Below are 21471 nucleotides of genomic sequence, written 5' to 3' on the forward strand. Positions count from 1 at the left end.
GCCCAGCCGAGCATGGCTCGGCACTACAGGTGAAGCGCCAGCCGAGCATGGCTCGGCACTACAGGCATTGCTGGTAAAGCCCTTGCCGAGCATGACTCGGCACTACACTGGCATTGCTGGTAAGGCCCTTGCCGAGCATGGCTCGGCACTACATTGCCTACAGGCCGGAGGCGCGTTTCCAGAACATGGACATCAGTGGCGGCATCTTGCCCGCCAGGCCCAATAGCGCGCCGCGCGCCAGGGTCAGGTGCATTTCGTCGTTGGAGAACACCTTGTTGATCGCATCGAAGCTGTAAGCGGCCACCGTGTTCTCGCTGCGCCGGGTACGCGCCCAGCGCTGCAGGCGGTGTGGCGAGCTCCAGTCCTGCCGACGCTGCCTGGCTTCGCGCACAAGATCACGCAGGCCGGCCACATCACGCAGGCCCAGATTCACACCCTGCCCGGCCAGCGGATGCACCACGTGCGCTGCATCACCCAAGGTCAACACGCGCCCCGCCACATAGGCGGTGGCCAATTGTCGGCGTAGCGGGAACGCAGCGCGCGCCGAGACCAAGCGCATCTCCCCCAAGCGCCCGGCAAATGCATTGGTCAGCTCACGGTTGAAGCTGTCCTCGTCCAATGCCAGCACGCGCTCGGCTTCGGCGTCAGGCAAGGTCCAGACAATGGAGCTGCGGTTGCGGTCGAACGGCAGCACCGCCAACGGGCCGGTATCGAGGAAACGCTGCCAGGCGGTGTCTTCGTTCGGCAGCGCAGTGTCCACATAGGCGACCACGCCGCGCTGGCCGTAATCATGTCGGCTGACATCCAAGCCTGCCAAGGTACGCAGGGTGGATTCGGCGCCATCGGCGGCAATCGCGGTCGAGGCCTCGACCCGACGGCCATCATCCAGACGCAGGCGCACGCCCTGCGCGTCCTGCTCCATCGCTTCCACTCGCGCCGGGCAATACAACTGCACCCCGGCCGCCGGCAATGCGGCCCACAGCCGATCCACCAGCAAACCGTTCTCGACAATCCAGCCAAGCTCACGGCGGCCCAGGGTATCGGCATCGAAAGTCAGATCGCCGCCACCACCGGCATCCCACACCCGCATGCGCCGATACGCGCGGGCGCGGGCCTGATCCACCTGCTTCCACACGCCCAGAGATTCCAGCAAGGCAGCGTTATCGGCGGCAAACGCGAACACACGCAGGTCCGGCTTCTGTGGCGACCACGGCGGTGGCTCGCGGCCTTCCACCATCGCCACCTGCAGGCCTTCCCCGGCCAGCGCCAGCGCACACGCCGCGCCAACCACGCCACCGCCGACGACTACCGCATCCCACTGTCCGCGCCGGCTCATCGCGCTTCACTCCTGCACAGCTCGGGCACCTGCCCGCGGAAGCCCATCGCGCCACCGACCAGGAAGGACTGCACCGCCGGCGCTTGTGCCGCGGCGACAAAACCCAGGCTGCGCAGCGGCCGTATCAGCGGCGTGGCATTGCTGGTCAAACGGGCAAGCCCATCGGAGAACGCCAACGTCTGCTCGCGGTCGGGACCGCGGCGCGCCACATAGGCCTGCAGCAGGTCGTCGCTGCCCGGGTCCTGCGCGGCGTCGCCAATCAGCTCGGCCAGGGTCAGCGCATCGCGCAGGCCGAGGTTGAAACCCTGCGCACCCAGCGGATGGATGGTCTGCGCGGCATTGCCCAGCAGCAGCGCGCGCTCGCCAACCAGCTTCTGCGCCAACACCTGGATCAGCGGATAGGCGCTGCGCGGGCCGCTTTCCAGCAGCCGCCCGGCGCGCCAGCCCACGGTGTCCTGCAACCGCGCCAGCCACGCCGCGTCGTCCAGCGCCATCACCGCATCGGCCTCGGTGCGGGCGACACCGTGGACCACGCCGTAATGGCGGTCGCCACGCGGTAGCAATGCAGTCGGGCCGGTATTGGTGAAGCGCTCATAGGCAGTGCCATCCGGGGCCTTGGCTGCACGTAGCCGCGCCACGAACAGCGTCTGCCCATAGTCGTGCTCACTGATCTCGATAGCCAACGCTTGCCGAACCGCGCTGCGGGTGCCATCAGCGCCAACCACCAGCCGGGCCTGCAGGCGCTGCTCACCCGCGTCGCCGGCAATGACCACCTCGCGGCGCCCATCACTGCCTGCGCCCAGGCCGATGAACTTCGCCGGACGGTAACGGGTCAGCCGTTGCAGTTCGCCCAAACGGGCCTCCAGCGCCTGGCCAAAGTCACGCGCCACCACCACCTGGCCGAACGCCTCGCGGCCGTAGTCACTGGCCTGCATCACTACCCGGCCGAAGTCACCGGCGCGGCTGACATGGATGCGACGGATCGGGCCACCGGGATTGACCAGCTTCTGCATCACCCCCAGCGCGGTCAGCGCATTGACCGTGGCTGCCGCAAAGCTGAGGTTGCGCTGGTCGAACACCGTGGGCAGCGCGCCGCCCGGGGTCGCCTCGATCAGCCCTACATCCAGCCCCAGCCGGTCCAATGCGATGGCCAGGCTGGCACCCACCAGCCCACCACCGACGATCACTACGTCATGGTTCTTGCTCATGGGCCAATGATAACGGGGCTTCACCCGCCCGGTCGCCGGCCCTTGCCGCAGCGCAACCGCCGGTTCACTCCCACTGCGGCTAGAATGGCTGTCTGATTAACGGAAACCGCCACCATGACCGCCAATGCCCAACGCGCCATCATCCTGTCCCTGCTCGTGCTGCTGATGGCCGGCACCCGCCTCAACCACTTCGCACCGGTTCCGGATGCCTCGTGGGCGGTGTTCTTCATTGGCGGCTTCTACCTGCGCAGCTGGACCCGCTGGGCGTTCCCGCTGCTGATGGGTCTGGCAGTGGTGGTTGACTGGACGGTCATCTCCAACCAGGGCATGAGCTTCTGGCAGCACTACTGCGTCTCGGCCGCTTACTGGATGCTGATCCCGGCCTACTTCGCGATGTGGACCGGCGGCATGCTGCTGCGTCGCTACTACCGCAGCGCCAACCTCAAGTCGCTGGCCATGCTGGCCGCCACCGTGATCGGTTCGGTCGCGCTGTGCCACCTGATCGCCCAGGGCAGCTTCTACTGGATCAGCGCCTCGGTGGCCGAGCCGACCTTCGCTGGCTGGGCCAAGAACTACAGCGACTGGCTGCTGCCCTACATGCAGACCGCAGCCATGTACATCGGCGCTGCCGCGCTGGTACAGGTTGTGGCTGAAGCCATCAGCAAGCAGCCGGCCGCTGGCCGCGTTGCCCACTAAGGGCGCGCTCAGCAATGGGTAACCGCCTTTCCAAGATCTACACCCGCACCGGCGACGATGGCAGCACCGGCCTGGGTGATGGCAGCCGCACCGGCAAGGATTCACTGCGGGTCAATGCTTATGGCACCGTCGACGAGGCCAACTCGGCCATCGGCGTGCTGCTGGCCGTGGACCTGCCCGAGGACGTGCGCACGCTGCTGACCACCATCCAGCACCAGTTGTTCGACCTCGGCGGCGAGCTGTGCATCCCCGGCCACGCCGCCATCCAGGGCGCCGACATCGATGCGCTGGAGCAGCATCTTGACCGCTACAACGACGACCTGCCGCCACTGAAGGATTTCATCCTGCCAGCTGGCGGTGAAGGTGCTGCGCGTTGCCACCTGGCCCGCACCATCGTCCGCCGTGCCGAGCGTGAAACCGTGGCCCTGGCCCGGGTCGAAGACATCCGTGCCGAAGCGGTGCGCTATCTCAACCGCCTGTCCGACCTGCTGTTCGTCCTTTCCCGCGTACTTGCCCGGGCCGGTGGCCATGGCGAAGTGCTGTGGAACCACGAACGCCGTCACGGCTGATCCTCCCCTCCCATGCGACGCCGCGCACCGCGCGGCGTCGACGGTTACAGTGCGGCCATGCTGGTATTCACCCACCCTGCCTGCCTTGAACATGACCCCGGCATCGATCACCCCGAGTCGCCGGAGCGCCTGCACGCCGTTATCTCCGCCCTCCGCGCCGAGTTTCCGGATCAGTTGGAATGGCGCAATGCGCCGCCAGCCAAGCTCGGTGAGCTGGCCCGGGTGCATACCCGCGAACTGATCGATGCTGTCCTGCAGGTGCAGACCGCGCCGCTGCGACGCATCGACCTGGACACCTTCAGCTCACCCGGTTCGGCCAATGCAGCTTTGCACGCCGCCGGTGCCGGTGTCGCCGCAGTTGACGCAGTGATGCTTGAAGACGGCAACAAGCACGTGTTCTGCGCGGTGCGCCCGCCCGGCCACCACGCCACCGCCGATACCGCGATGGGCTTCTGCCTGTTCAACAACATCGCCGTGGCCGCGGCCTATGCCCGCGACAAGTACGGCCTGGAGCGCATCGCCATCGTCGATTTCGACGTACACCACGGCAATGGTACCCAGGCCATCTTCGAAACTGAGCCCAAGATCGCCTACTACAGCACCCACCAGTCGGGCCTGTTCCCCTACTCGGGCAATATGCGCGAACGCGGGGTCGGCAATATCTGCAACATCCTGCTGCCGCCAGGCAGTGGGGGCTTCCGCTTCCGCAATACCTGGGCCGACGAGATGCTGCCGCAGATCGAGGCGTTCAGGCCGCAATTGTTGTTCATCTCGGCCGGTTTCGACGCCCATATGCGTGACCCACAGGCCGACCTGATGGTCGAAACCGAGGATTTCGGCTGGCTGACCGCCGAGCTGGTCAAGCTCGCCCAACGCCATGGCAGCGGCCGCGTGGTCTCCATGCTGGAAGGCGGCTACGACCTGCAGGCCCTGCGCGAATGTAGCGTCGCGCACGTCCAGGAGCTGCTCGCAAACCGTTGATGGATGAACCCTGCCCGGCCCATCCGGCAGGCTTTCATTGCCCCCATGCAGACGATGCGGCAAGCTAGCGGCCGTTTTCCCCCGAATGCGAACCGCGTGCGCAAAGCTCTCCGCCTGCTTCCCCTGCCCTTGGGCATTGCCATCTGCCTGCCCGCCTGGGCCGACGATAAGCCGGTGAACTGGGGCCTGTGCCCGGCTACCGACACGCTTCCCGCGTTTGACGAGGCACCGCCGGCGGATCCCGCTGCAGCAGCCAACCGCGAGAAGTTGCCCACCGACATCGAAGGCAACGAGCTCACTGGCACCAGCGCTGTACCGCAATATCAGGGCAACGTGCTGCTCAAGCGTGGCGACCAGTTCATGGGCGCCGACAGCCTGCGCCTGGATACTGAAAGCGGCAATTACATTGCCGAAGGCAATGTCCGATATTCAGATTCGTCGATCCGGATGGTCGCCGAACGCGCCGAAGGCAATCAGGAAACGGACTCGCACAAGATCAGCGATATCCGTTACCAGTTGGTTTCCCGCCGTGGCAACGGCTCGGCCGACTCGGTCGACCTGCAGGGCTCGACCGGGCAGATGCACCATTCCAGCTACACCACCTGCGATCCCTCGCAACCGGTGTGGAAGCTGGTGGCGCCGCAGATCGATGTCGACAATGAAGAAGGCTTCGGCACCGCCCGCAACGCGGTGCTGCGCGTGGGCAAGGTGCCCGTGCTGTACATGCCCTATTTCAAGTTCCCGATCGACGACCGGCGCATGACCGGCCTGCTCTATCCAAAGATCAGCCTGTCTGGCCGAAATGGCTTTGACTACGCGCAGCCGATCTACTTCAATCTGGCACCAAACTACGATGACACCTTGACCCCGCGCTACATGAGCAGGCGCGGGCTGCTGCTCGACAACGAGTTCCGCTACTTGTATTCCGGTGGCCGTGGCCAGCTGGATACGACATACATGCCGAACGACTCGCTGCGCGACCGTGACCGTGGCAGCCTGTCGTTCGAGGGTTATCACAACATCGACAAGAACTGGCAGGCCCGGGGCAATGTGGCCTGGGTCAGCGACGAACGCTATGTCGAGGATTTTTCCAACCGTTTGAACGGCATTACCGCCTCAAACATACAGAGCACCGCCGGCCTGTATGGCACCGGCCGGGCCTGGACCGCCGGTATCATGGCCGACGAATGGCAGCTGACCGATTACACGCTGACTGAAGAATCCCTGCCCTACAGCCGTCAACCGCGCCTGTTTGCCACCTGGGATGAAAACTTCGGCCGTTGGTTTGAAGCCGGCGTCTACGCCGAAGCGGTACGTTTCACCCACGATGACATCCGCCACAAGACGCTGGATGCAGATGGTGAATATGTCCGCACTGGTGATGTCACACGGATGTTTGGCGGTTCGCGCCTGGACATCAAGCCTTATGTCTCGATGCCACTCGGCGGGGCCGCCTGGTACATCACCCCGACCCTGGCCTGGCGCTATACCGCCTATGACCTGGAGCGCGGCCTGGCCGACGACATCCGCCTCAAACAACTGAATGCCGCCGGCATCACCAACCCGACTCCAGAGCAGCTGCGCGGCAATACCTCACCCACCCGCAGCATGCCCATTGCCAGCATCGACATGGGTCTGTTCTTCGATCGTGAGACCACGCTCGGCGGCAAGTCCTACCTGAATACGCTGGAACCGCGGCTGTTCTACCTGAACTCTCCATACCGCGACCAGTCTGATCTGCCGCTGTTCGATACCCGCGCCTTTACCTTCAGCTGGGGCCAGCTGTTCCGCGACTCGCGCTTCACTGGCGCCGACCGCCAGAACGATGCCAACCAGCTGACCACGGCACTGACCACGCGCCTGATCCGCCAGGCCGATGGTCGCGAAAAGCTCTCGGCCAGCATTGGCCAGATCAGCTATTTCGAAGACTCGCGGGTCACCGTCAACCCTGGCGACCCGGTGGTGAGCGAAAGCAAGTCTGCCTGGGTGGCCGACGTCAACTGGGCCATGACCGACCGCTGGACCCTGGGTACCACCTACCAGTGGAACCCCAAGTTCCGCAAGGAAGACCTAGCCAGTGTACGGGCGCGCTACCTGCTGCCGGACGACGGCGTGATCAACCTGAGCTACCGTTACCGCGGCAACCCAACCACTGGTCAGGAACAGCTCAAGCAGGCCGACTTCTCCTTCCTGTACCCGATCAACCCGCGCTGGAGCGTCGTTGGCCGTTACTACTACTCCATGCTCGACCGCAAGCCGCTGGAAATCATTGGCGGTGTCCAGTGGGACAGCTGCTGCCTGGCAGTGCGTGCACTGGCCCGCCGCTACGTCAGAAACCGCGAAGGCGACCTCAACAATTCGTTCCAGATCGAGTTCGTGCTCAAGGGCCTGAGCTCGGTCGGGCAGAACACGGACCGCACCTTGCGCCGTGCTATTCTCGGCTACAACCGAGACGACCTCTACCTCGTTCCGCCGAGCAACATCGAAGCGAACGACGACGACTACGATCCCAACCAGATTCCATGACCAAGACCCTTCCTGCAGTCCTCGCCACCTTGCTGGCGTTCTCCGGCGTTGCCGCCCCGGCTGTTGCGCAGCAGACGCAACCGCTGGACCGCATTGCCGCCATCGTCGACGAGGGCGTCATCCTGCAGAGCGAACTGCAGCGTGCGGTCGCCAACATCAAGGGCCAGTACGCCGGGCGTGAAGCCCAGCTGCCGCCGGAATCGGTGCTGGAACGTCAGGTACTGGAGCGCCTGGTGCTGGTCAAGCTGCAGGTGGCCCGCGCCGAGAGCAGCGGCATCCGCGTCAGCGATGAAGAGCTCAACCACGCCATCAGCAGCATCGCCCAGCAGAACGGCACCAACGTTGATGGCCTGCGCCAACGCCTGAGCCAGGACGGCATCGGTTTCTCCGACTTCCGTAACTCGGTGCGCGAGGAAATCATCACCCAGCGCCTGCGCCAGAGCTTTGCGCAGAGCCGCATCAGCGTCAGCGAAGGTGAAGTGGACGCCGCCCTGGCCCAGCAGAACGCCGGCGGTGCCCAGTTCCACCTGGCGCACATCCTGATTGCCGTACCCGAAGGCGCGACTGCCGAGCAGATCGCCACTGGCCAGAGCAAGGTTGACGGCGTCAAGGGCCTGCTCGACAAGGGCGAGCTGGACTTCTCCGCTGCTGCCGTCCGTTATTCGGACAGCCCCAACGCGCTGGAAGGCGGCGACCTGGGTTGGCGCAGTGCCGACGAAATCCCCAGCGCTTTCGCCAACCAGATCAAGACCATGAAGGCCGGCGACGTGCTGGGCCCGATCCGTGGCCCGAGCGGCTTCCAGCTGCTCAAGCTGGTGGAGACCCGTGATGCCGGCGGCGCCGGCGACAGCGGCCAGAAGGTCACCGAATACCACGCCCGCCATATCCTGGTGCGCGTCACTGACCAGGTCGACGATGCAGCTGCCAAGGCCAAGATCGAGACCCTGCGTGCGCGCATTGCTGGCGGCGCCGACTTCCAGGCCGTGGCCAAGGAGTCTTCGGACGACACCAACAGCCGCGGCCAGGGCGGTGATCTGGGCTGGTTCCCGGCTGATGCCTTCGGCCCGGACTTCGGCAAGCAGGTTGAAAGCCTGACTGACAATGGCGTCGGCTCTCCGTTCCGCACCGACGCCGGCTGGCATATCGTGCAGCGTGTGGCCAGCCGTCAGACCGACGTTACCGACAACAACAAGCGCGCCCAGGTCCGTGAACAGATCGGCCGCCGCAAGCTGGACGACGAGTACAACCGTTACCTGCAGGAACTGCGAGGCGAAGCCTACGTCAGCTTCCGCAGCGGCGACCGTGCGGAAGGCAATGCAGATTCGGCCAGCACCCCGGCCGAGCCGGCCAAGCCCTGATCCATGATTGCCCAGCTCGCTCTGGTTCCGGGCGAGCCCTCCGGGATCGGCCCGGAACTTTGCATACGTCTTGCCCAACAGCCGCGCAGTGACTGCCGGCTGTTGGCGTTTGCGGACCCGGATACCTTGCAGGCCGCTGCCAGCGCGCTGAATCTGCCGCTGCAGCTACTGCCCGAACATGCCACTACCTGCCGCCCCGGCGATTTGCGTCTGCGCGAAGTGCGCAACGCCAGCCCATCACAGTTCGGCCAAGCCGATCCGCGCAATGCACGCGCGGTGATCGATGCCCTGCTCGGCGCCGGCCAGGCCTGTCTGGACGGCAGCCTTGATGGTGTGGTCACCGGCCCGGTGCACAAGGCGATGATCAACCAGGGCGGTATCGCCTATAGCGGCACCACTGAACTGCTGGCCAACCAGGCCGGCGTCGAAGTGGTGATGATGCTGGCCAATGACATCGTGCGTGTAGCCCTGGCCACCACCCACCTGCCGCTGCGCGACGTCGCCGACGCCATCACCACTGACAGCCTGCGCAAGGTCATCAGCACCACCGATGCTGCCCTGCGCCGCGATTTCGGCCTGGTGCAGCCACGTATCGCCGTGCTCGGGCTCAATCCGCACGCCGGCGAAGACGGCCATCTCGGCCGTGAAGAGCTGGACCTGATCATCCCCCTGCTGGAGCGGATGCGCGGCGAAGGCCTGAACCTGATCGGCCCGCTGCCCGCCGATACCGCCTTCCTGCCAGCCAAACTGGCCGGTTTTGACACCGTGCTGGCGATGTACCACGACCAGGGCCTGCCGGTACTCAAATACAGCGGCTTCGAGCAGGCCACCAATATCACCCTGGGCCTGCCCTACCCGCGCGTCGCGGTGGACCATGGCACCGCCCTGGACCTCGCCGGCAAGGGCGTAGCCGACCCCTCCAGCCTGTTTGCGGCCACGGCGTTATGCGCGCAGCTGGCTGCACAACGTAAAATCAGCACATGAATTCAGATCATTCCCCGCGCACGGGCTTCACCGCCCCGGCCAAGAAGCAGCTCGGCCAGCACTTTCTGGCGGACAAGTATTACGTCGAGAAGATCGTCCTGGCAGTCGACCCGAAGGGTGACGACCGTCTGGTCGAGATCGGCCCCGGCCAGGGCGCCATCACCTTTCCGCTGCTGCGCCGCCACCCCAGGCTGACCGTCATCGAGTTCGACCGCGATCTGATCGCGCCGCTGACCGAAGCGGCCGCGCCGCTGGGTGAGCTGACCATCGTCCACAGCGACGTGCTGCGGGTGGACTTCACCGAGCTGGCCGCCGGTTCAACGATCCGCCTGGTCGGCAACCTGCCCTACAACATCTCCTCGCCTATCCTGTTCCACGCGCTGGACCACGCCGCCGCGATCTCGGACATGACCTTCATGCTGCAGAAGGAAGTGGTCGACCGCATGGCCGCCGGCCCCGGCAGCAAGGTTTACGGCCGCCTGAGCGTGATGCTGCAGGCGTTCTGCGAGGTAAAGGCACTGTTCGTGGTGCCGCCGGGCGCGTTCCGGCCGCCGCCGAAGGTGGATTCGGCCGTGGTCAGGCTGATCCCGCGCGATCCCGCCAGCGTCGGCATCAACGACCGCAAGCGCTTCGCCGACGTGGTCCGCGCCGCCTTCGGCCAGCGCCGTAAAACCCTGCGCAACGCCCTCAACGGCGTCATTGACCAGGCCCAGTTCGAAGCCGCCGGTGTGCGCAGTGATGCCCGCGCCGAACAGCTGGAAGTTGCCGATTTCATCAGGCTTGCGAACCTGCCGCAGGAATAAGCGCGGCATACACGCAATCCGATCACCTGCTTTTGCTTACACTCTCCCCATGGAAGACACCCGCCACTACGCGATCGAGATCGAGGTCTCGCCTCGTTTCATCGACGACCAGTCGGCCCCTGAAGACGGGCGCTTTGCGTTCGCCTACACGATCCGCATCCACAACCGCGGCACCATGCCGGCGCGGCTGATCAGCCGCCATTGGCGCATCACCGACGGCGAAGGCCGGGTCGAGATCGTCGATGGCGATGGCGTGGTCGGCGAGCAGCCGCGCCTGCGCCCCGGCGAGGAGTTCCGCTACACCTCCGGCGTGATGCTCGGCACCGAGCGCGGCACCATGCAGGGCCACTACGACATGATCGCCGACGACGGCACCGAGTTCGCCGCGCCGATCGCGCCGTTCGTGCTCGCCATCCCAAGGACGCTGCACTGATGGCGATCTGGGCAATTGGCGACCTGCAGGGTTGCTACGACGTCACCCAGCGCTTGCTGGAGAAGATCAACTTCGACCCGGCCAGCGACAAACTGTGGTTCGCCGGCGATCTGGTCAACCGTGGTGGCCAATCACTGGAAACATTGCGGCTCGTGCATTCACTGCGCGAACACAGCGTCACCGTGCTCGGCAACCACGACCTCTCCCTGCTGGCCATTGGCGCGCGCAGCGAAGAGGAGCAGCGCAAGGTCAACCCGGACCTGCAACGCATCGTGCTGGCCGAGGACCGCGACGTGCTGCTGGACTGGCTGCGCATGCAGAAGCTGGCGCACGTCGACCGTGAGCTGGGCTGGATGATGTTCCATGCCGGTCTGGCACCGAAGTGGACCGTGGCACTGGCCGAGAAGCATGCCCGCGAAGTCGAGTTGCAACTGCACGGCAATGGCTACCGCAAGTTGTTCCGCAACATGTACGGCGACAAGCCGGCATGGTCACCGGGCCTGAGCGGCTACGACCGCTCGCGCGCGATCATCAACATCTTTACCCGCATGCGCTACTGCACCCCAAGCGGGCGCATCGGCATGGAAGACAAGGGCACCCCGGGCACCCAGCCGCAAGGCATGTACCCGTGGTTTGAAGTACCTGGCCGGGTCGAGCGCGAACTGAAAATGGTCTGCGGCCATTGGTCGGCCCTGGGCCTGACCATCACCCAGGGCGTGCACGCCATCGATACCGGCGCCGTCTGGGGCGGCAAGCTCACCGCACTGCAGCTGGACAGCGAAGACCTGCGCATCGTGCAGGTGCCGGGCCGTGATGTACCAGTGCCAGTGCCAGGCCAGCACCCGCCACGCAAACCGCGCGCGGAAGCCAAGCCCGAGGCCAAACCCGAACCGCGCAGTGAAGCGCCCCGCCCCGAGCGCAGCGGTGAACAGCGCCGCCGGCCGCGCCGCCATCGTCCGCGTGGGCGCAACGGCAATGGCAACAACAACGGCAGCAACAGCACGCCTGCGCCGGACAACAACGGACCGGCTGCATGAGGCCTTGGCCATCAGCGTTGGTGCTGATGGTCATCGCAGTGCTTGCCGGCTGTCGTCCGCAGACGGATGACACGCAGACCAGTCTGCCGTCGCAGGCAGCAACCGAACCCACGCCTGCTGCAACTTCGCCTCCGCTGGTGGCAGCTGCACGGGCGCAGATCGGTGTCACTACCCGCTACGATCCGGCCTATTTTTCCCTCGGCTATCCCGGTGGCGATCCGCCGCTGGATCGCGGCGTCTGCACCGATGTGGTGATCCGCGCCCTGCGCACGCAAGGTGTTGACCTGCAGCAGCGCATCAACGAGGACATGCGCGGGGATTTCTCCGCCTATCCGTCGCTATGGGGACTGTCGCGACCGGATCGGAACATCGACCACCGCCGCGTGCCCAACCAGATGCGCTGGTTCCAGCGCCAGGGCTGGGAGCTACCGATAACTACCCTCGCCGATGACTACGCCGCCGGTGACATCGTGGCATGGAAGCTCAATGGCAACGGCCTGCTGCACGTAGGCATCGTTTCTGACCGGCGGCTGGATGATGGCACCCCGCTGGTGCTGCACAACATCGCACAGGGGACGCAGGAACAGGATCTGCTGTTCCGGCACACGATCATCGGGCATTACCGGATGCCGGGGTGATGCAGTCTCGTGCAAGGCGTTGAACGCCTGATACAACGCAAAGAGCTACCCCTCCCCAACCCTCCCCTCGGCTACGCCAAAGGGAGGGGGCGGATCTCGCCGGCTGCACCATTCCGCGTAGCCAAGGCTGTTACTCCCTCCCTTTGGCGCAGCCAAGGGGAGGGTTGGGGAGGGGTAGCTTCGTAGCTCCTAGCCTCTCAGCTTCAAAACAACTCAACGCCGCACGTAATGCGCGAACCGGAAAGCAAACGCATGCCGCTCATCCGCTGCATGCGCCTGGCTATCTACCTCGCGCCACAGCGCCGGATCCACATCCGGAAAATGCGTATCGGCGTTCACCTCGGTATCCACCCAGGTCAGGTACAGGTCGGTTGCCTGATCCATCAGCAACCGATAGATCTCGCCGCCACCGATCACGCACAGCTCGTCAGCGCCCTCGCCTGCAGCGATCGCCCGCGCCTCGTCCAACGAAGCCACCGCACGCATGCCGGCAAACGGCACCTGGCCAGTGCGGGTCAACACCAGATTGGTTCGCCCCGGCAGCGCGCGCCCCAGCGACTCTGCGGTCTTGCGCCCCATCAGGATGGGCTTGCCCAAGGTCAGCGCCTTGAAGTGCTTGAAGTCATCCGGCAGATGCCACGGCATCGCATTGTCATGGCCGATGCCACGATTGCGATCCAGCGCGGCGATCATCGACAGCTTCATCACACCGCCACCGGCGCCTTGATGGCCGGATGCGGATCGTAGCCGTCGATGCGGATGTCGTCGAACTGGAAGCCGAACAGGTCGGTCACCTCCGGGTTCAACCACAGCGTGGGTAGCGCGCGCGGTTCGCGCGACAGCTGCTCGCGTGCCTGCTCGTAATGGTTGGAATAGATGTGCGCGTCGCCCAGCGTGTGCACGAAATCACCCACACCCAGCCCGGTCGCCTGCGCCACCATATGCGTCAACAAGGCATAGCTGGCGATGTTGAACGGCACGCCGAGGAAGATGTCGCCGCTGCGCTGGTACAGCTGGCAGCTGAGCTTGCCGTCCACCACGTAGAACTGGAACAGGTTATGGCAGGGCATCAGCGCCATCTGCGACAACTCGCCAACATTCCAGGCGCTAACCACCAGCCTGCGCGAATCCGGATTGCGCTTGATCTCGTCCACCAGCCACTGCATCTGGTCGATCTCGCGGCCATCGGCAGTGGCCCAGCTGCGCCACTGCTTGCCGTAGACCGGGCCGAGGTCGCCGTTGGCATCGGCCCACTCGTCCCAGATGTTGACCTTGTTGTCCTTCAGGTAGCCGATATTGGTATCGCCCTTCAGGAACCACAGCAGCTCGTGGATGATCGAGCGCAGGTGCAGCTTCTTGGTGGTGACCAGCGGGAAGCCCTGGCTGAGATCGAAGCGCATCTGCCAGCCGAACACGCTGCGCGTGCCGGTGCCGGTGCGGTCGGACTTCTCGGTGCCGTGCTCCATCACATGTTGCAGCAGATCCAGATATTGCTTCATGCCTTCTTCTCTTCCAGTGGAAGCACCGGCTGCAACACCGGCGCGCGGCGCGACATTGCCAGCAACACCAAGCCCAGCACGATCAACGGCAGGCTCAGGATCTGGCCACGGGTCAACCAGTCAAACGCGACATACACGCCGTTGTCGGGCATGCGTACGAACTCGACCAGGAAGCGGAAGCAGCCATACAGCAGCGCGAACAGGCCGGACACGGCGTACCGCGGGCGCGGCTTCATCGAGTAGAACCACAGCACCAGGAACATCACCAGGCCTTCCAACAGCGCTTCATACAACTGCGAAGGATGACGCGCGTACTGGGCCAGCAAGCCAGCAGCGTAGTCCTGCTGGATCTGCGCCGCCGACAGCAGCTGCTCCATCGCTGGCAAGCCCGCCGGAACATCCTTCAGCGGCGAATGCGGGAAGATCACGCCCCAACCTGCATTGGTGAACTTGCCATACAGCTCGCCACCAATGAAGTTGCCCAAGCGACCAAAGCCCAGGCCCAGCGGCACCAATGGCGCAACGAAATCAATGGTGTCGAAGAAATGCAGCTTGTACTTGCGCGTCCACCAAGCGCCGGCAATCAGCACGCCGAGCAGGCCACCATGGAAGCTCATGCCGCCTTCCCATACCCGCAACAGGATCAGCGGATTGGCGAGGAAGTCGGCGGTGGCGTAGAACAACATGTAGCCGATGCGCCCACCCAGCACCACGCCCAACATCGCGTAGAACAGCAGGTCGGAGAAGCCGTTCATGTCCACGCCCGGCAAGCGCCCGGCGAGGATGCGTGAGCGGCCCAGCCACCAGGCGGCAGCAAAGCCAAGCAGGTACATGACGCCGTACCAGTGCACATCGATCGGACCCAGCGAGAAAGCGATGGGGTCTATGTCATGAAGAAAGAGCATGCGGGCACTGTCAGGCGAACCAGCCCCTATTCTCGGGGTAGCAGCCCTTGCCACTCAACCCATGGTTCAGCCGAACACCTGCGGGTGGTCAGGTAGCTCGTTGCGGCCACGCCCGGCTGGATCAGGCGGGAAGTGCGCAGACAGCAGCCGCGAGACCTCGGCCACCGCCGCCACCACGGCTTCCTCGCGACTACTTCCGTTCAGCTGCTCGCGCAGCTGGTCACAGATCGATTGCCATTGCGCGGAATCCACCCACGCCTGCAGGCCACGGTCGGCGACAATCTCGATGGCATGGTCGGCCAGCAACAGATAGATCAGCACGCCGTTGTTGGCCTCGGTGTCCCAGGTCCGCAGCAGTGCGAAGGCATGCTCGGCGCGGGCACGGGCGCTGGTGTTTTTCCACAACAGCGCCAGCGGCAGATCAGACTCCACCGCGAACATCACCTGGCCGCTGTGCAGGCGTTCGCCGTCGGCAATGGCATGGGCAATCCGGTCCAGGCTGGCCTCAGGGAAGGCGGCATGGGCGGAAGGGGCAAAGAAATGTCGTAACCAGCGCATCACCAGCTCCCCGAGGCGCCACCGCCTCCCGAACGTCCACCACCACCGCCCCAACCGCCACCGCCGCCGAAGCCTCCACCGCCGCCGCCAAAACCACCGCCACCGAAGCCGCCTCCGCCGCCCCAGCCACCGCCACTGGCGAATCCGCCACTGCCGCCTTTGCCCAGCGAAAACACAAAGGCGACAAAGGCGGCAATAGCGCCGCCGGCCATCGACAACAGCAACCAGCCCGCAGCGCCGGCTATCAGCCCGGACACCACACCACGCAATGGCCGCGGCAGCTTGGCCAGCAGCATGCGCATGAAGGTGGAGGCAAACACGCCAATCATGATCGCGAAGAAGAAGATCGAATCACCGCTGCCACCGCCGCCATCGCGGTTGCTGCTGACCGGGGCCGGCAGCTCCTCGCCGTCGATGAGCTTGACCAGTACCGCACTGGCAGCCGTAACGCCGCCGGCGTAATCGTTCTGGCGGAAGTGCGGCACCAGGTATTCCTGGATCACCCGATTGGCGATCGCATCCGGGATGGCACCTTCCAGACCATAACCCGGCTCGATCCGCACCCTGCGGTCATCCTTGGCCACCAGCAGCAATACGCCGTCATCCACACCCTTGCGGCCAATCGCCCACTGGTCAAACACACGGGTGCTGTACTGGGCGATGTCCTCCGGCTGGGTGGTAGGCACGATCAGCACCTGCAGTTGCGCACCCTTGCGCTGTTGCAGGGCAAGGGCCTGCTGCTCCAGCGCCTGCCTCTGCGCCGCATCGAGGGTACCGGTGGTATCAACTACCGGCGAATCCAGCGGCGGGATTGGCGCCAGCTGCTGGGCCAGCAGCGGCCCTGCCCAGCCGAGGCCGAGCAGGCAAAGCAACAGACCGAACCGTTGCAGCAACGCGCTCATCGCGCGCGGCTCACTGTGCCGGTGCGGGCTGCGGCGGCGTCTGCTGCGGCGCTGCCGGCTGGGTGCCGAAGCTCACGGTCGGCGGCTGCGCGATCTGCGCCTCATTGTCGACGGTGAAATTGGGCTTGGCCGCATAGCCGAACATCTTGGCGGTGATCACCTGCGGGAACGAGCGGATGTAGGTGTTGTAGTCCTGCACCAGCTGGATATAGCGACCGCGGGCCACGGTGATGCGGTTCTCAGTGCCTTCCAGCTGTGCCTGCAGGTCACGGAAGTTCTGGTCGGACTTCAGCGTCGGGTAGTTCTCGCTGACCACCAGCAGCCGTGACAGCGCGCTGCCCAGTTCGCCCTGGGCTTGCTGAAACTGCTTGAGCGAATCGGCGTCGTCGGCATTGACCTGGATCTGCCCAACCTTGGAACGGGCATTGGTGACCTCGGTCAGCACCTGCCGCTCCTGCTGGGCATAGCCCTGCACGGTATTGACCAGGTTGGGGATCAGGTCGGCACGGCGCTTGTACTGGTTGACCACCTCGGACCAGCCGGCCTTGACCGCCTCATCCTTCTGCTGGATGGCGTTATAGCCACAGCCGGAAATGGAAATCACCGCGATGACAAGCAACATCAGGCGAAGGTACTGGCGCATGGGTCGGACCCTGGATGGCTGGAATGCCGAGCATGCCACGTTGCCTGTTCAAGGTTTGCAAAGACCAGCGGCGACCAAAGCCCCCCCGGGCGAGGCTGTTGTGGGAGCGGCGTCAGCCGCGAAGCAAATCATCCCTCAGATTGCGGACATCCCCGCAACCACCGCTGCGCCGGCTTCGCGGCTGACGCCGTTCCCACAAAAACAAAAGGGCCGGCAATGCCGGCCCTTTGGGTCCTGTTGCCGGCCGGCGATGCCGGCCGATCAGGCCCTTACCAGTTGTCCGAACCCGGTACGTGATGGGCCTTGGCATTGCGGCGCATCAGCAGGTTCAGCCATTCCACGAGGATCGAGAAACCCATCGCCGCATAGATGTAGGGCTTGGGCACATGCACGTCCAGACCATCCAGCACCAGCACCGCACCCACCATCAGGATGAAGGCCAGCGCCAGCAGCTTCACGGTCGGGTTGGCGTCGATGAAACGGCCCAGCGGGTTGGCCGCCAGCAGCATCACCGCTACCGACAGCAGCACCGCACAGACCATTACCGGGACGTGCGAGGCGATGCCGACGGCAGTAATCACCGAGTCCAGCGAGAACACGATATCGATCACCGCGATCTGCGCGATCACCATGCCGAACGAAGCAGCCACCTTGGTCGTGGTCGGGTCGGCATCTTCGCCACCGGTGACCAGTTCACGGATTTCCTTGGTGCCCTTGTAGAGCAGGAACAGGCCGCCGACGATCAGCACCAGGTCACGGATGGAAATCCCCATGCCGGCCACGGTGAACAGGTTGTTCTCCATGTGGGCCAGATAGGCCAGCGAGATCAGCAGCAGGATGCGGGTGATGCAAGCCACCGCGATGCCGACGCGACGCGCCAGCGGGCGCTTCTCCTCGGGCAGGCGCCCGACCGCGATGGAGATGAAGACCAGGTTGTCGATGCCGAGCACGATTTCCAGTGCGCTGAGCATGAACAGGGTGACCCATACGTTCGGGTCGGCTAGAAACTCAAGAGACATGCGAACAATCCTTCAATAAAACCAATGCATCAGCGCCACCCGGCAACTGACGTGTCAAAAAACGCGCGGCAGCAGAATCAGGCCCCAGCACAGCAGTACGTTCATCATCAGCACGAAGACCGCCGCCGAGCCCATGTCCTTGGCACGGCCAGCCAGCACGTGGTATTCCGGGCCGTAGCGCTCGATCACCGCCTCGATGGCCGAGTTGGCCAACTCCATGGCGATCACCAGCAGCATCGAGCCGATCATCAAAATCTGCTCCACCGGCCCCTGGCCCAACCAGATCGCCAGCGGTGCCAGCACCACGAACAGACAGACTTCCAGCCTGAACGAGGACTCGTGCATCCAGGCAGCACAAAGCCCCTGCCAGGACCACTTGGCGGCCTTGAGGATGCGCCCCGGGCCACGCGGCATATGCCCGATCTGATCAGCCATTCGACACCTTGCCGTTTGCCGCAGCGCGGCCGAGCAAAACCTTGGAGGCTGGACAACCGCTCATGGGAATGACACCGGTAGCGTGAGATTAGCCGCCAATTTTGCCACATCTGGCCTTTGCTTACCGCCGCCGCCGCGAAACCGCAGCTCAGCGATACAGCAGGGTCGCGGTCGTACCCTGCCCTTCACGGCTGTCCATCTCGATACGCCAGCCGCAGCGCTCACACAGCCTGCGCACGATCGGCAATCCCAGGCCGACGCCAAGCTGACGGCCGCCATCGGCGCGGTAGAAGGGCTCGAAGATCCGCGCCAGCGCCTCGCGGCTCATGCCGATACCGGTATCGCGAACGACCACCTGGCCCGGCATCACCCGCACCTCCACCTCGCCCACATCGGTATACAGGCAGGCGTTGCGCAGCAGATTGGCCACCACCACGTGCATTGCCCGCGGCGGCCCCATCAGCATCTGGCTGCCTTCAACCTGCACCCGCAGCTGCACCTGCTTGCCCTGCAACAACTCTTCAACGTTGGCCGCCTCATAGCGCACCACCTCGCCGACATCGAACAACTCCGACTGCGGCTCCACATCCACCTCGCGGGCCAGCAGCAGGAACGCATCGATCACCGCCTCCATGTCGCGCCCTGCACGCTGGATGCGCTGCAGGCTGCGCTGCAATCGTGGGGTCAGCCCGGAATCGGCCAGGGCCATGTCGCTGGCCATGCGGATCACGGTCAGCGGCGTACGCAGCTCATGACTGGCATCACGGGTGAAGTTGCGCTCGCGTGCCACGTGATCGCCAACCTTGCCGGCCATGTCATGCAGGGCCAACGCCAATTGCCGGGTCTCGCCCTGCACCTCCGGCGGTAAGCGCTCCGGTGCCAGCTCCTTCGCATCGGGGTGGCGCGGGTCCCACAGCGATACCCGTCGCGCCAGCCAGCTCACCGGTGCAACCAGCCGCGCGGAAGCCCGATAGGTCAGCCACGACGATGCATGGATGGCCAGCAGGATCAGCAGCACCCCTGCCCATACCGCCGCACGGTGCGAGATCGAACGCTGGTACACCAGGTACAGCCGCCCCTCCGGCTGCTGGTCCACCAGCACCAGCTGATCGGACGACTCCAGCTCATGAAACCCCGGCGCAAGTGCGCGCAGCTGCGCAGGTAGCGTCGCCTCGGGTTGCCCTGCCTGCTGCAGGTAGCCACGGATGCGCAGGGTATTGGGCGGGGTCATATCCGCTGCCTGCGCGCGCTGCTGCCAGTAGTACTGCGCCTCGCCCTGCAGGACTGCATTGATCAGGCCGTACTTGACCACCAGGGCCATCAGATAGCCCCCAAGCAGCACAGCCAGACTCGCCAGCAGCGCCTGCAGCGCCTGCAGGATGAAGGCTATTCTGATCTTCCGCGGTAACCCGTACGACATGCGCCCCCCCTCGAAGCCGGCCTGATTATAGGGACTGGACTGGCGCCGCCACAGACTTACCTGGCATGAAAAAACCGCCGCGACCCATGTTCCGCGGCGGTTCTTCAATACACAGGTGCCAGTACAAGCCCCCTGCAGCTCAGCCCATGGACTGACCGATGTCGGCGATGCGGTAACCCGCACTCTGCACGGTGTGCAACAAGGGCCGGTCGAACGGCTTGTCGATGATCTTGCGCAGGTTGTACAGATGGCTGCGCAAGGTATCCGAATCGGGCAGCCCATTGCCCCATATCTCGCGCTCGATTTCCTGTCGGGTAACCACGCGCGGTGATTCGCGCATCAGGATGGTGAGCAGACGCAATCCGATCGGCGACAGCTGCAGCTCGCTGCCTGCACGGGTGGCACGCATGCTCACCGGGTCCAGCACCAGGTCGGCAACCTTCAGCACCTCCGCACCTACCTGGCGGCGCTCGCGGCGGATCAGTGCACGCAGGCGTGCCTCCAGCTCCTGTATCGCGAACGGCTTGGTCAGGTAGTCATCGGCCCCGTAGCCCAGCCCGGTAAGCTTGTCATCCAGCGTATCGCGTGCGGTCAACATCAGCACCGGCGTGGACTTTCGTGCTTCGTTACGCAGGCGCCGGCATACCTCGATGCCATCCAGGCGCGGCAGCATCAGGTCCAACACCACCACGTCGTAACTGTTCTCAGCGGCCAACCGGTAGCCATCCAGGCCATCGGCTGCGTAGTCCACCTCAAACCCCTTGCCTTCCAGGTATTCGCCAATCATCTCGGAGATGTTGCGGTTGTCTTCGACAACCAATACCAGCCCGGACGATTCCTTGGTCTGTCGCATGGAGCCTCCTTAGTCTTCAGCTTTGTGAAAGATGCCGCACTCCTGGTGGACTCCGTGTGAAGACGCCCTTGCCCATTATTGGTATCAACTGAAACCTACTCGACACAGACAAGGCGTTGCCCGTCCGCGCCCTATGCTATCGACCCATCTTGATGAAACTGGATATGGCCGCCCCGTCCTTTACTGCCTATCTCTACCCGGTACTGCTGCTGGTTGCCAGCAACGTATTCATGACCATCGCATGGTATGGCCATCTGAAGTTCAAGACCGCCCCCTTGATGACGGTGATCCTGGTCAGCTGGGGTATCGCCTTCTTCGAGTACTGCCTGCAGGTACCAGGCAACCGCATGGGCAGCGCGGTGTATTCGGCACCACAGCTCAAGGGCATGCAGGAAGTAATTACCCTGGTGGTGTTCGCGGTGTTCTCTGCCACCTACTTGGGGCAACCACTGAAGTGGAACCACTGGGCGGCGTTCGCGCTGATCGTGGTGGCTGCACTGCTGATGTTCAAGGAATAACCCAGAAGCATGTAGGAGCGGCGGGGGGGGGGGCGCGGGGGGGGGGGGGGAAAACCAGAAGAGCGCCCCCGCCCCGGGGGGGCCCCCAGCACCCGGCGCGCCGCCCCGCCGCCGGGCCGCCCCCCCCGGCCGGAGGCCCCGCGGGGGGGG

At 64.6% G+C, this 21471-nt stretch carries 22 protein-coding genes and 1 pseudogene; 11 read left to right on the forward strand and 12 right to left on the reverse strand.

The features are described from left to right. Positions 1-157: 157 nt before the first annotated feature. On the reverse strand, positions 158-1336 hold the full coding sequence (locus tag ACVOL0_RS16675; RefSeq protein ID WP_481550044.1) for a UbiH/UbiF family hydroxylase: 1179 nt from the start codon (positions 1334-1336) through the stop codon (positions 158-160). After that, on the reverse strand, positions 1333-2544 hold the full coding sequence (gene ubiH, locus ACVOL0_RS16680) for a 2-octaprenyl-6-methoxyphenyl hydroxylase (protein WP_481550045.1): 1212 nt from the start codon (positions 2542-2544) through the stop codon (positions 1333-1335). The genes ACVOL0_RS16675 and ubiH overlap by 4 nt, the downstream gene beginning before the upstream one ends. 114 nt (positions 2545-2658) lie before the next feature. On the opposite strand from ubiH, the gene ACVOL0_RS16685 reads away from it, so the two are divergent. The 10 genes from ACVOL0_RS16685 to ACVOL0_RS16730 all read left to right on the forward strand — a co-directional run bounded on the left by ACVOL0_RS16685 (position 2659) and on the right by ACVOL0_RS16730 (position 12569). Beyond that, positions 2659-3240 carry a hypothetical protein gene (locus tag ACVOL0_RS16685; RefSeq protein ID WP_481550046.1) on the forward strand — a complete coding sequence of 194 codons (582 nt, stop codon included), beginning with the start codon at positions 2659-2661 and terminating at the stop codon, positions 3238-3240. A 14-nt stretch (positions 3241-3254) separates the two neighbouring features. After that, on the forward strand, positions 3255-3809 hold the full coding sequence (locus tag ACVOL0_RS16690; RefSeq protein ID WP_481550047.1) for a cob(I)yrinic acid a,c-diamide adenosyltransferase: 555 nt from the start codon (positions 3255-3257) through the stop codon (positions 3807-3809). 57 nt (positions 3810-3866) lie between these two features. Next, the gene (locus ACVOL0_RS16695; RefSeq protein WP_481550061.1) at positions 3867-4790 is read left to right on the forward strand and encodes a histone deacetylase family protein; all 924 of its coding nucleotides are present in this window, start codon (positions 3867-3869) and stop codon (positions 4788-4790) included. A 96-nt stretch (positions 4791-4886) separates the two neighbouring features. Then, a complete protein-coding gene (lptD, locus tag ACVOL0_RS16700; RefSeq protein WP_481550048.1) occupies positions 4887-7316 on the forward strand; it encodes an LPS-assembly protein LptD in 2430 nt (809 codons plus the stop codon). Next, positions 7313-8674: a peptidylprolyl isomerase gene (locus ACVOL0_RS16705; protein ID WP_481550049.1), complete on the forward strand. Its 1362-nt coding sequence runs from the start codon at positions 7313-7315 to the stop codon at positions 8672-8674. Before lptD ends, ACVOL0_RS16705 begins: the two co-directional genes overlap by 4 nt. 3 nt (positions 8675-8677) lie before the next feature. Beyond that, entirely contained in the window at positions 8678-9658 is a 981-nt protein-coding gene (pdxA, locus tag ACVOL0_RS16710; protein ID WP_481550050.1) for a 4-hydroxythreonine-4-phosphate dehydrogenase PdxA, read from the forward strand. Further along, positions 9655-10461 carry a 16S rRNA (adenine(1518)-N(6)/adenine(1519)-N(6))-dimethyltransferase RsmA gene (gene rsmA / locus ACVOL0_RS16715; RefSeq protein ID WP_481550051.1) on the forward strand — a complete coding sequence of 269 codons (807 nt, stop codon included), beginning with the start codon at positions 9655-9657 and terminating at the stop codon, positions 10459-10461. Before pdxA ends, rsmA begins: the two co-directional genes overlap by 4 nt. A gap of 49 nt (positions 10462-10510) precedes the next feature. After that, positions 10511-10894, forward strand: coding sequence for a Co2+/Mg2+ efflux protein ApaG (gene apaG / locus ACVOL0_RS16720; RefSeq protein ID WP_481514020.1), 384 nt, complete (start codon positions 10511-10513; stop codon positions 10892-10894). Further along, on the forward strand, positions 10894-11931 hold the full coding sequence (locus ACVOL0_RS16725) for a symmetrical bis(5'-nucleosyl)-tetraphosphatase (protein WP_481550052.1): 1038 nt from the start codon (positions 10894-10896) through the stop codon (positions 11929-11931). Before apaG ends, ACVOL0_RS16725 begins: the two co-directional genes overlap by 1 nt. Next, positions 11928-12569 (forward strand): DUF1287 domain-containing protein, encoded by a 642-nt coding sequence (locus ACVOL0_RS16730; RefSeq protein ID WP_481550053.1) that lies wholly within the window; start codon positions 11928-11930, stop codon positions 12567-12569. Before ACVOL0_RS16725 ends, ACVOL0_RS16730 begins: the two co-directional genes overlap by 4 nt. 213 nt (positions 12570-12782) lie before the next feature. On the opposite strand, the gene ACVOL0_RS16735 is transcribed toward ACVOL0_RS16730, so the two are convergent. From ACVOL0_RS16735 to ACVOL0_RS16780, 10 genes and pseudogenes are all read right to left on the reverse strand, one after another. Next, positions 12783-13274 (reverse strand): dihydrofolate reductase, encoded by a 492-nt coding sequence (locus tag ACVOL0_RS16735; RefSeq protein ID WP_481550054.1) that lies wholly within the window; start codon positions 13272-13274, stop codon positions 12783-12785. Then, the gene (locus tag ACVOL0_RS16740; protein WP_481550055.1) at positions 13274-14068 is read right to left on the reverse strand and encodes a thymidylate synthase; all 795 of its coding nucleotides are present in this window, start codon (positions 14066-14068) and stop codon (positions 13274-13276) included. The genes ACVOL0_RS16735 and ACVOL0_RS16740 overlap by 1 nt, the downstream gene beginning before the upstream one ends. Continuing rightward, entirely contained in the window at positions 14065-14973 is a 909-nt protein-coding gene (gene lgt / locus ACVOL0_RS16745; protein WP_481550056.1) for a prolipoprotein diacylglyceryl transferase, read from the reverse strand. The genes ACVOL0_RS16740 and lgt overlap by 4 nt, the downstream gene beginning before the upstream one ends. Positions 14974-15039: 66 nt before the next feature. Then, the gene (locus tag ACVOL0_RS16750; RefSeq protein WP_481550057.1) at positions 15040-15531 is read right to left on the reverse strand and encodes a TPM domain-containing protein; all 492 of its coding nucleotides are present in this window, start codon (positions 15529-15531) and stop codon (positions 15040-15042) included. 373 nt (positions 15532-15904) lie between these two features. Further along, positions 15905-16433: pseudogene (locus ACVOL0_RS16755) on the reverse strand (TPM domain-containing protein); the annotation flags it as partial. A gap of 10 nt (positions 16434-16443) precedes the next feature. Further along, positions 16444-17076 (reverse strand): LemA family protein, encoded by a 633-nt coding sequence (locus tag ACVOL0_RS16760; RefSeq protein ID WP_346499746.1) that lies wholly within the window; start codon positions 17074-17076, stop codon positions 16444-16446. Positions 17077-17345: 269 nt separating this feature from the next. Continuing rightward, complete coding sequence (locus ACVOL0_RS16765; RefSeq protein WP_481550058.1) at positions 17346-18095, reverse strand: TerC family protein; 750 nt, start codon at positions 18093-18095, stop codon at positions 17346-17348. Positions 18096-18149: 54 nt separating this feature from the next. After that, complete coding sequence (locus ACVOL0_RS16770) at positions 18150-18530, reverse strand: diacylglycerol kinase (protein ID WP_481550059.1); 381 nt, start codon at positions 18528-18530, stop codon at positions 18150-18152. Positions 18531-18678: 148 nt separating this feature from the next. Continuing rightward, entirely contained in the window at positions 18679-19950 is a 1272-nt protein-coding gene (locus ACVOL0_RS16775) for a sensor histidine kinase (protein WP_481550060.1), read from the reverse strand. Between the two features lie 139 nt (positions 19951-20089). Next, positions 20090-20803 (reverse strand): response regulator transcription factor, encoded by a 714-nt coding sequence (locus ACVOL0_RS16780; protein ID WP_057630720.1) that lies wholly within the window; start codon positions 20801-20803, stop codon positions 20090-20092. Between the two features lie 164 nt (positions 20804-20967). Here ACVOL0_RS16780 and ACVOL0_RS16785 point away from each other — a divergent pair, with 164 nt between their 5' ends. Beyond that, on the forward strand, positions 20968-21321 hold the full coding sequence (locus ACVOL0_RS16785) for a DMT family protein (protein ID WP_481516493.1): 354 nt from the start codon (positions 20968-20970) through the stop codon (positions 21319-21321). Positions 21322-21471 lie beyond the last annotated feature (150 nt).

The organism is Stenotrophomonas sp. STEN021, from assembly GCF_056760175.1.